We start from the raw sequence: 9,538 nt of genomic DNA, 5'->3' as shown, positions 1-9,538 counted from the left end.
GCGCTGCGCGCCCCGCCTGCGTCGCGGCGAGGGTCGAGCGACGGCTTGGGGGAGGGCGTCACGGATGGCCTAGCCTCCTGCGGCGAAGGTCTGGCCGAGGCCGCCGGCGAGGTGCTCGACGATCGGCCCGAGCGCCAGGGCCGGGAAGAAGGTCAGGCCGCCGACGATGAGGATCACGCCGACCAGCAGCCCGACGAACAGGCCGCCGTCGGTGGGGAAGGTGCCGGACGAGGCCGGCACGGTCTTCTTGGCGGCGAGCGCGCCGGCGATGGCCAGCGCCGGGACGATCACGAAGAACCGCCCGACCAGCATGCCGGCCGCCAGGGTGGTGTTGTAGAAGGTCGTGTTCGCTGCGAGCCCACCGAAGGCCGAGCCGTTGTTGGCGGCCGCCGACGTGAACGCGTAGAGGATCTCGGAGAAGCCGTGCGGGCCGGCGTTGGCGGGGCCGGCGAGCCCCGCGGCGACCACGGTGGCCAGCGCGGTGCCGCCCAGCATCATCAGCGGCAGGCAGAGGATGGCGAGCATCGCCATCTTCACCTCGCGCGCCTCGATCTTCTTGCCGAGGTATTCCGGCGTGCGCCCGACCATCAGCCCGGCGACGAAGATCGTGACGATGACGAAGACCAGCATGCCGTAGAGCCCGGCGCCGACGCCGCCGACGACGATCTCGCCGAGCTCCATGTTGATCAGCGGGATCATGCCGCCGAGGGCGGTGAACGAGTCGTGCATGGCGTTGACCGCGCCGCAGGAGGCGGCGGTGGTGACGACGGCAAACAGCGCCGAGGCCACGATCCCGAACCGAACCTCCTTGCCCTCCATGTTGCCGCCGGGCAGGCCCAGCGCGTTCAGCACCGGGCTTCCGGCGGATTCGGCGCCGTAGGTGATCGCGATCCCGGCCAGGAACAGCACCGCCATCGCGGCAAGGATCGCCCAGCCCTGGCGCTCGCGGCCGACGCTGCGGCCGAACAGGTTGGTGAGCGCCGCGCCGATCGCGAAGATCGAGACCATCTGCGCGAAGTTCGACAGCGCGGTCGGGTTCTCGAGCGGGTGGGCGGCGTTGGCGTTGAAGAAGCCGCCGCCGTTGGTGCCGAGCATCTTGATCGCGACCTGGCTGGCCACCGGCCCGACCGCGATGGTCTGGGACGCGCCCTCCAGGGTCGTCGTCGCGACGGCGCCGCCAAGGGTCTGCGGGATGCCCTGCCAGACCAGGAACAGCGTGAACACGACGCAGAGCGGCAGCAGCAGGTAGAGGGTGCCGCGGGTGAGGTCGACCCAGAACGAGCCGACGGTCCGCACCGAGGCTCGCGAAAAACCCCGGACGAGGGCGACGGCCAGAGCGATGCCGGTCGCGGCCGACAGGAAGTTCTGATGGGTCAGCCCCAGCATCTGCGACAGGTATGACAGCGTCGTCTCGCCGCCGTAGGACTGCCAGTTGGTGTTGGTGATAAAGCTCGCCGCGGTGTTGAAGGCGAGGTCCGGTGCCACGGCGCCCTGCCCGTCCGGGTTCAGGGGCAGCACCGCCTGGAGCCGCAGCAGGGCGTAGAGCAGCACGAAGCCGGCCGCGTGGAAGACGAGCATCGCCGTGGCGTAGGCGAGCCAGTGCTGCTCGTGGGTCCGGTCGATGCCGGCGAGGCGATAGAGCCCGCGCTCGACCGGTTCGAGCACGGGCGAGAGCAGGGTCCGCTCGCCCGAGAAGACGCGGGCCATGTAGCCGCCGAGGGGGCGCACGAGCGCCAGCACGACCGCGCAGAAGAGCGCGATCTGGATCCAGCCGTTCACGGTCATGGGTCGGTCCTTCAGAACCGCTCGGGGCGGACGAGGGCGTAGGTGAGGTAGGCCAGCAGGCCGACCGTCACGAGGGCGCCGAGGAACAGGTCGAGAGGCAGGGTCGCAGGCATGGCGATCTCCTCAGAGGCGCGCGCACAGGCCGGCATAGCCGGCAGCGATGGCGAAGAAGGCGAGGGCGCCTGCGAGGAAGGCGAGGTCGAGCATGGGAAACGTCCGCAACGACGGGGGGCGGCGACGCCGGCGCGGGCCGACCGGTCCGCTTCGACCGATCCGCCCGGCGTCGTGCGTGCCGTGGTCGTCAGATTGGGCGGACGCGCCGTAGGAATGCGAGAGGCGGCCGGCCCCGATTCCATAAGGATCCCATCAGGATCGGGCCGGCTCTTCGGGCGCGACCGTGCAAACCCGTTCACAGGTCCGCGCACAGCGCGATCCCGAATCGGTCGCCTCGGACTCCTGAATTTCGGTCAGGGAGACGAATACTGAGAACGCGCCGTAGAGACGCAATGTCCGGTGCGGGGCGAAGTCCCGACGGGACGACCGGCCACGATGGCTGCGGCAGCGGGCCGACAACGATTAAAGCTTTGAGAAAGAATGATAATCCGGCTCCGCGACACCCGGCTTCGCAGGTTCGAGCGCCCTCGGCATGCGGCCGTTTCGGCCGATATCGTCACGGTCGAGCATTGCTGCCGTCGCGGAAAGGCCGCGTCGGGCGTCGATGGACCGGGTCGAAGCCTGGGAGCGGGGCGAAGAGCGGTGTTGCCCGAATCAATCGATATACTTTAGGTACGTTTTCCGCGGGCTGCGGGCTTCACGCCATGGCACCGCAGTTTCATTCTCGACCGTTGCCCCCTCGTGCGACATACCGCCCATTCGAAAAGTGCGTGGCTGCGCCGCAAGGACGGGGTACAATCGTACCGTGACTTTAGCGCATCTCAAGATTGTCTTTCGAGAGCGCTTGGTCACTTCTACACGCCCGGGCATCCCGCTCGGCGGCACGAACCCGAGTGAGACGAACACGATGTCGACCGCGGAACAGAAGAAACCCACCGATGCCGACCACACCGTCGGCAGCCGCATCGCGGTTCTTCGGGCCGCCCGCGGGATCAGCCAGACCGCCCTCGGCCAAGCCCTGGGCGTAAGCTTCCAGCAGGTCCAGAAGTACGAGAAGGGCCGCAACCGCGTCGGCGCCGGCCGCCTTCAGACGATCGCCGACCATCTCGGCGTGCCGGTCTCGACCTTCTTCGAGGGCGAATCCGGCGAGTCGCGTTCCGTCGACGAGTCCGCGAGCCTGCCTTTCCTCGGCATCGCCGGCGCAGCGGAGCTGCTGAAAGCCTATTCGGCGATCTCTGACCTGCAGATGCGCCGCGACGTGCTGGCGATGGTGAAGTCCGCCGCCCGGATCGCGCGGGCCGGCACGCCGGACGCCGCCGCCTCCTGACGGCTACTCCGACGGGCGGCGTCTCGGAGCGGTCGCGCGTTCATCGGTCGGTCGCGCGCGACAACGTGATCGGCGCGCGCGCCGCCGCGCCTATCTACCGCCCTGCAACCCGGACCCGGCTTGCCATCAGGGAGGATCCGATGATCCGCGACATCCACAGCGGCCTGGCCGCACTGGCGCTCTCCGCCTTCGCGCTGTCCGCCACCGTCGCCACGGCTTCGGCGGCCGAGGGCCAGACCTACAAGGCTGCGCTGACGGCGGGCTCGGAAGTGCCCGCCACCGAGAGCAAGGGCACCGGCGAGGTCTCGGCGACCTACGATCCCGCCGGCAAGACGCTGACCTGGAAGGGCAGCTACAGCGGTCTGACCGGCCCGGTGACGGCCGCCCACTTCCACGGTCCCGCCGAGGCCGGGGCCAATGCCGGCGTGCTGGTCCCGGTGACCGCCTCCGCCAGCCCGTTCGAGGGCTCGGCCACCCTCGACGACGCCAAGGCGGCCGACCTCGCCGCGGGCAAGATCTACTTCAACCTCCACACCGCGGCGAACCCGAAGGGCGAGATCCGCGGGCAGGTGGTGCGGGCGCCGTAGGCCTTTTCCCCGGCGCGCGCATTCTGTAGGCCGCTCGCCGGGGACGGCTTGCGGAGGCTCGCGCTGTGAAGCAATCGGACGCCATCATCGCCTGGACGCCGGCACGCTGGGCGGAGTTGCGCCCGGACACCGCCGGCCAGGTCGCGGTGCTGCCGGCCCCGGACGCGGAGGGCGCGGCCAAGCGCTTCATGATGCGCGGCGGGGCCGGCTCCTCGGCCCTCCAGGCTCTGACGGGGGAGGCGCGGATCGCACGCCTGTTCATCGACTTCCAAACCTTGGTGGTACGCGACGGCCTCGACCCGCAGGCGGTGCACCGGGCGTTTCTCGCCATCGACGAGTACCGGTTCCGCATCGCCCCCGACACCGAGGGCGCGGAATTCGAGGATCCGCCGGAAGAGGATTGATCGAGCGGTCCTCCGACCCCCGCGCGCGTCACGATCGAGAAAAGACCGACGCGTACCCACGGTTGCCCTAGGTGAGCCTGGATGCGTCACGCGCCACGGAGTCTCCCGCGATGCCTCTCACAGCGCCCCTCACAGCGCCCCTCGTAGCGCCCCTTGCAGCGTCCCCAGTACCCGGCGGCCTGTCCCGCCGCGCGCTGATCGCCGCCGCCGCCCTGATGCCCCTGACCCGGGGCGCGTCGGCGGAGGAGACGCTGATCCGCCGTCCGATCCCGTCGACGGGCGAGATGCTGCCGGTCGTCGGCATCGGCACCTCGCGCCGCTACGAGGTGGCCCCCACGGCCGAGGCCGTCGCGCCGCTGCGCGCGGCGGTCGAGCGCTTCGTGGCGCTCGGCGGATCGGTGATCGACACCGCCCCTAGCTACGGCACGGCGGAGGACGTGCTCGGGTTGATCCTCCCGGACGGCGCCTTGCGCGACAAGGTATTCCTGGCGAGCAAGGTCGACACCACCGGCCGCGAGGCCACGCGCGCCGAGTTCGAGCGTTCGCTGGCGCGGATGAAGGTCGCGCGGATCGACCTCGTGGCCGTGCACAACCTGATCGACGCCACCGAGAACCTCGCGGTGCTGCGCGACCTCAAGGCGGAGAAGCGGATCCGCTACCTCGGCGTCACCGTCTGGCGGGACGGGCAGTTCGACGGGCTGGAGCGCGTGATGCGCAGCGAGACCCTCGACGCGATCCAGGTCAACTACGCGATCGACAACCGCGAGGCGGCCGAGCGCATCCTGCCGCTCGCCGCCGACCGGGGCCAGGCGGTGATGGTCAACGTGCCGTTCGGACGCGACCGCCTGTTCAAGGCGGTCCAGGGCAAGGCGGTGCCGGACTTCGCCAAGGCCTTCGGCTGCGAGACCTGGCCGCAATTCTTCCTGAAATACGTCCTCGGCCACCCGGCCGTGACCTGCCCGATCCCCGGCATGGCGAAGGTCGCCTACGTCGAGGACAACCTCGCCGCGGCCCGCGGGCGCCTGCCCGACGCGGCCGAGCGGAAACAGATGGAGGCCTTCATCGATGCGCTCTGACCTTTTCGGACTTTCCCGTCGCGCCGCGCTCATGGCCGGCCTCGCATGCCTCGCGTTTCCGGCGATGGCGCAATTTCCGGCACTGGCGCAGGAGACATCCAAAAAAATTCGGATCGGCGTGATCGGCTCGGGCAACATCGGCGGCACGATCGGGACCCTCTGGGTCAAGGACGGGCACGAGGTGATGTTCTCCTCCCGCCATCCCGAGACCCTGAAACCCATGATCGAAGCCCTGGGCGACAAGGCCAAGGCCGGCACGCCCGAGGAGGCGATCGCCTTCGGCGACGCGGTGTTCGTGGCGGTGCCGTACAAGGCCTATCCGGAACTCTCGAAGTCCTACGCCGCCGCCCTCAAGGGCAAGGTCGTGCTCGATGCCGGCAACGCCACCAAGGCGCGCGACGGCGAGCTCTACGACGAGGTCCAGGCCAACGGCATCGGCGCGACCTCGGAGAAGTACTTCCCCGGCGCCAAGCTCGTCCGGGCGTTCAACGCGGCCAACTACAAGGTCTTCGCCAAGGAAGGCGCGAACGGCGGCAAGGACCGGGCGGGCGGGCGCATGGCGATCCCGATCGCCGGCGACGACGCGGGCGCGGTCAAGGTCGCCGAGGGCCTGGTGCGCGACGCCGGCTTCGACCCGGTTTTGGTCGGCGGCCTGAAGGACGCGAGCAAGTTCGCCATGGGCTCGCCCGGCTTCGGCCACGAGCAGACCGCGCCGGACCTGCGCAAGACCCTCGGGCTGACGCAGTGACGAGGGCCAATGGGCAACTCCCTCTCCCCTCTGCGGGAGAGGGTGGCCCATGCAGTGGGTCGGGAGAGGGGAGCGCGCTGTCAGGATACGGCGCTCCCCTCTCCCGACCCCTGCTGACGCAGGGGCCGCCCTCCCCCGCAGAGGGGGAAGGGCGCGTCGGAACCGGCTCTGGCAACGGGTTCACGCGATGAGTCACGCCGCGATGCCGACCGAGGCTGCGCCTTCGAACGCCTTCGCGCGCCTGGTCGGCGCCCGGCCCGGGGAGGGGCCGGCGCTGGCTTGGTCCTGGGCCTACATCTTCTCGATCCTGGCCGCCTACTACGTGCTGCGGCCGATCCGCGACCAGATGGGCGTGGCCGGCGGCATCGAGAACCTGCCGTGGCTGTTCACTGCGACGCTCGTCGGGATGCTGGCGCTGAACCTGCCCTTCGCGTGGCTGGTCAAGCGCATGCCGCGCGCGCGCTTCGTGCCGCTGACCTACCGCTTCTTCGCCAGCAACATCCTGCTCTTCGCCCTGGCCCTCTACCTCGCGCCGCCGGACTGGGAGGTGTGGATCGGACGGGTGTTCTTCGTCTGGCTGTCGATCTTCAACCTGTTCGTGGTGTCGATCTTCTGGGCGACCATCGTCGACGTGTTCTCGACGAGCCAGGGCAAGCGCCTGTTCGGCTTCATCGCGGCCGGCGCGACGCTGGGCGCCATCGCCGGATCGGCGACGACCGCCCTGCTCGCCAAGGCGGTGCCGACCTGGGGCCTGATGCTCGGCGCGGTGGTGCTGCTCGAATGCGCGGTGTTCAGCATGCGCGGGCTCGCCCGTCTCTCCGAGCGCCTGCGGCAGGCGCCGTCGGGCGGCCCCGAACAGGGGACCGGTCAGGTGATCGGCGGCAGCGTGTTCGCCGGCGTGACCCGGACGCTGGCCTCGCCCTACCTGCTCAACATCTCCCTGTTCCTGCTGCTGTTCTCGGTCACCTCGACCTACCTGTATTTCCAGCAGGCGGCGATCGCCAAGGCGAGCTTCCCCGACCGCGCGGCGCAGACGGCGTTCTTCGCCGGCGTCGACCTCGCCGTGAACGTGCTGACCCTCGGGGTGCAGTTCTTCCTCACCGGGCGGATCGTGCGGCGGATCGGCGTCGGGCTGACGCTGGCGATCCTGCCGGCGCTGAGCATCCTCGGCTTCGGCCTGCTGGCGCTGGCGCCGTCGATCGCGGCGATCGTCGGCTTCCAGGTGCTGCGGCGGGCGGGCAACTTCGCGATCAGCCGGCCGATCCGCGAGGTGCTGTTCACGGTTGTGCCGCGAGAAGACCGCTACAAGGCCAAGAGCTTCATCGACACCGTGGTCTACCGCCTCGGCGACCAGGCCGGGGCGTGGTCCTATGCCGGCCTGGGTGCCCTCGGGTTCGGCGCGGCGGCGGTCTCGGTGGTGGCGGTGCCGCTCTCGGCGGCCTGGCTCGTCAACAGCCTGTGGCTCGGACGGGCGCAGGAGCGGCGCCACCGCGACGCGGGGACAGCGGACGCGCCGGGCTACGCCGAAGGGATCTGATGGTGGCTCAGCGGCGGCGGGCGCGGACCCGGACCGGTTGCAGGGCCGGCGCCCCCCTATCGCGACCTGCGAGCACGAGGCCGATCGCCGCCCACCCGGCGAGCGCCGCGGCGACGCCGTGGCCGAGCCATTCGACTAACCCGAGGATCGTCATGGAACCGCCCTCCGAATCGTAGTTCAGGCTGGGCGCCTGACGGTTAACGAAAGGTTAATGCCGGGCCCGCCCGATCTCCGGCGACCCCGAAGCGCAGAGCAGGTGCGGGTCCCGTCCGCCGCGACGGGATCTGTCCGCCGCCGCAACCGTTAAGCTCGCATTAACCCTGGCGCTTCGATGGAGCATCGGACGCGGCCCGGCCGAAAGGAGACGAGCGAAGGCATGCGCTGCTGGTCCGCCCTGTGCCTCGCTCCGGTCCTGGCCTTTGCGAGTTTTCCCCTTGCGGGCGCGCCGGCCTCGGCGCAGGAGCGGGCGGTGCTCGGCCCCGCCCCGGTGCTGTCCGTGGGGCAGGCCGAGGCGACAACGACCCGCAAGATCGAGCTGACCGCGGGCCGCTCCGTGATCGTCGACCTGCCGCGCGACGCCAAGGAGGTGTTCGTCGCCAACCCCGCGGTCGCCAACGCCGTGGTGCGCTCGACCCGCAAGGTCTTCGTCATCGGCATGGCCGACGGTGCGACCTCGATCTTCATCCTCGACGCCGAGGGCCGCCAGATCGCGGCGCTCGACGTCACGGTGGCGCGCGACCTCAAGCTCGGGGCGCTGCGTCAGCTCCTCGGGCAGAGCATTCCCAGCGGCCGCTTCGACGTGCGCGTCACCGGCGATTCGATCCTGCTGTCGGGGTCGGTCGGCTCGTCGTCGGAGGCGCAGCAGGCGATCGACATCGCCAACGCCTTCGTCGGCGTCTCCGGGGGAGGCGGCGCGGGTGCCGCTGCGGGCGGCGCCGCCACGCGCGGCGCCGTGATCAACAACCTCACGATCCGCAACAAGGATCAGGTGATGCTGCGCGTCACCGTGGTCGAGGTCGCGCGCACCGTGCTCAAGCAGTTCGGGATCAACGTCAGCGGCAGCTGGTCGGGCCTGAACCTCGCCAACGTGACGCCGCTCGCCCTCTCGGGCGGCCAGTTCCCGAGTGGGAACCTCATCTCCGGCACCCTCAACGGGACGGGCGGAGCCAGCATCACGGCGACGCTCCGCGCCTTCGAGCAGGCCGGCGTCTCGCGGGTGCTCGCCGAGCCGACGCTCACCGCGATCTCGGGCGAGTCGGCGAACTTCACCGCCGGCGGCGAGCTGCCGGTGCCGTCGAGCCAGAGCTGCACGCCGAGCCTCGTTGCAGGCACCCAGCCGACCTGCGTGGTCGGCATCACCTTCAAGCCCTACGGCGTCACCCTCAACTTCACCCCGGTGGTGATGGCCGAGAACCGCATCTCCGTGCGCGTCGGCACGTCGGTGAGCGAGATCGACCCGCAGAACTCCTACTCGTTCGTCAGCGGCAACACGACCTCGGCCGTCCCCGGCCTGACGGTGCGCAAGTCGGAGACGACGGTCGAGCTCGCCTCGGGCGCCACGATGATGACCGCGGGCCTGATCCAGCAGAAGAGCAAGGCGGCGATCACCGGCCTGCCCGGCCTCGTCAACCTGCCGATCCTCGGCGCCCTGTTCCGCTCGCGCGACTACCAGCGGCAGGAGACCGAGCTGATGATCATGGTCACCCCCTACATCGCCAAGGCGATGGAGCCCCGCCAGGTGACGCGCCCCGACGACGCCTTCGTCGACGCCACCGACGGCCAGGCGATCCTGCTCGGACAGATCAACCGCGTCTACGGCACCGTCGGCACCGCCCCCCTCGGGCGCGGCTACCGCGGCCGCGTCGGCTTCATCACCGACTGAGAACCCCTCGCGTCGCGGCGCCCGGTGCCGCGCGATCCCCTCAACCCGACCCGGCGCCGCCCCGCCCCAGGACCGAAC

10 protein-coding genes are annotated in these 9,538 nt (G+C 70.4%); 7 read left to right on the top strand and 3 right to left on the bottom strand.

The annotated features are described in order from the left end of the window. Window positions 1-69: 69 nt before the first annotated feature. Together kdpA and FV222_RS10245 are read right to left on the bottom strand one after the other, a co-directional pair. Window positions 70-1,785, bottom strand: coding sequence for a potassium-transporting ATPase subunit KdpA (gene kdpA, locus FV222_RS10250; RefSeq protein ID WP_147754236.1), 1,716 nt, complete (start codon window positions 1,783-1,785; stop codon window positions 70-72). Between the two features lie 11 nt (window positions 1,786-1,796). Then, window positions 1,797-1,898, bottom strand: a complete 102-nt coding sequence (locus FV222_RS10245) for a K(+)-transporting ATPase subunit F (protein ID WP_147754237.1) — start codon at window positions 1,896-1,898, stop codon at window positions 1,797-1,799. A gap of 908 nt (window positions 1,899-2,806) precedes the next feature. On the opposite strand from FV222_RS10245, the gene FV222_RS10240 reads away from it, so the two are divergent. The 6 genes from FV222_RS10240 (at window position 2,807) to FV222_RS10210 (ending at window position 7,578) form a co-directional block, all read left to right on the top strand. Next, window positions 2,807-3,226: a helix-turn-helix transcriptional regulator gene (locus FV222_RS10240; RefSeq protein WP_147754238.1), complete on the top strand. Its 420-nt coding sequence runs from the start codon at window positions 2,807-2,809 to the stop codon at window positions 3,224-3,226. 140 nt (window positions 3,227-3,366) lie between these two features. Continuing rightward, window positions 3,367-3,813, top strand: a complete 447-nt coding sequence (locus FV222_RS10235) for a CHRD domain-containing protein (RefSeq protein WP_147754239.1) — start codon at window positions 3,367-3,369, stop codon at window positions 3,811-3,813. Window positions 3,814-3,878: 65 nt separating this feature from the next. Then, window positions 3,879-4,217 carry a hypothetical protein gene (locus FV222_RS10230; protein WP_147754240.1) on the top strand — a complete coding sequence of 113 codons (339 nt, stop codon included), beginning with the start codon at window positions 3,879-3,881 and terminating at the stop codon, window positions 4,215-4,217. A 215-nt stretch (window positions 4,218-4,432) separates the two neighbouring features. Further along, window positions 4,433-5,293, top strand: a complete 861-nt coding sequence (locus FV222_RS10225; RefSeq protein ID WP_238272117.1) for an aldo/keto reductase — start codon at window positions 4,433-4,435, stop codon at window positions 5,291-5,293. Next, window positions 5,283-6,041: an NADPH-dependent F420 reductase gene (locus FV222_RS10220; RefSeq protein ID WP_147754242.1), complete on the top strand. Its 759-nt coding sequence runs from the start codon at window positions 5,283-5,285 to the stop codon at window positions 6,039-6,041. Before FV222_RS10225 ends, FV222_RS10220 begins: the two co-directional genes overlap by 11 nt. Window positions 6,042-6,228: 187 nt before the next feature. Further along, window positions 6,229-7,578 carry an MFS transporter gene (locus FV222_RS10210; protein ID WP_147754244.1) on the top strand — a complete coding sequence of 450 codons (1,350 nt, stop codon included), beginning with the start codon at window positions 6,229-6,231 and terminating at the stop codon, window positions 7,576-7,578. Between the two features lie 7 nt (window positions 7,579-7,585). Here FV222_RS10210 and FV222_RS29515 read toward each other — a convergent pair whose 3' ends face one another. Beyond that, complete coding sequence (locus FV222_RS29515) at window positions 7,586-7,732, bottom strand: hypothetical protein (RefSeq protein ID WP_187273672.1); 147 nt, start codon at window positions 7,730-7,732, stop codon at window positions 7,586-7,588. A 222-nt stretch (window positions 7,733-7,954) separates the two neighbouring features. Between FV222_RS29515 and FV222_RS10205 the strand changes: the two genes are divergently transcribed. Then, window positions 7,955-9,460, top strand: a complete 1,506-nt coding sequence (locus FV222_RS10205; RefSeq protein WP_147814140.1) for a type II and III secretion system protein family protein — start codon at window positions 7,955-7,957, stop codon at window positions 9,458-9,460. Window positions 9,461-9,538: the final 78 nt, after the last annotated feature.

This window comes from Methylobacterium sp. WL103 (assembly GCF_008039885.1).
GTDB classification, from domain to species: domain Bacteria; phylum Pseudomonadota; class Alphaproteobacteria; order Rhizobiales; family Beijerinckiaceae; genus Methylobacterium; species Methylobacterium cerastii.
This window is presented reverse-complemented; position numbering and strand designations above follow the sequence as displayed.

Excerpts from the sequence above, each read along its gene's own strand:
- kdpA (WP_147754236.1), bottom strand. The coding sequence starts at position 1,785 with ATGACCGTGAACGGCTGGATCCAGATCGCGCTCTTCTGCGCGGTCGTG.
- FV222_RS10245 (WP_147754237.1), bottom strand. The coding sequence starts at position 1,898 with ATGCCTGCGACCCTGCCTCTCGACCTGTTCCTCGGCGCCCTCGTGACG.
- FV222_RS10240 (WP_147754238.1), top strand. The coding sequence starts at position 2,807 with ATGTCGACCGCGGAACAGAAGAAACCCACCGATGCCGACCACACCGTC.
- FV222_RS10235 (WP_147754239.1), top strand. The coding sequence starts at position 3,367 with ATGATCCGCGACATCCACAGCGGCCTGGCCGCACTGGCGCTCTCCGCC.
- FV222_RS10225 (WP_238272117.1), top strand. The coding sequence starts at position 4,433 with ATGCCCCTGACCCGGGGCGCGTCGGCGGAGGAGACGCTGATCCGCCGT.
- FV222_RS10220 (WP_147754242.1), top strand. The coding sequence starts at position 5,283 with ATGCGCTCTGACCTTTTCGGACTTTCCCGTCGCGCCGCGCTCATGGCC.
- FV222_RS10210 (WP_147754244.1), top strand. The coding sequence starts at position 6,229 with ATGAGTCACGCCGCGATGCCGACCGAGGCTGCGCCTTCGAACGCCTTC.
- FV222_RS29515 (WP_187273672.1), bottom strand. The coding sequence starts at position 7,732 with ATGACGATCCTCGGGTTAGTCGAATGGCTCGGCCACGGCGTCGCCGCG.
- FV222_RS10205 (WP_147814140.1), top strand. The coding sequence starts at position 7,955 with ATGCGCTGCTGGTCCGCCCTGTGCCTCGCTCCGGTCCTGGCCTTTGCG.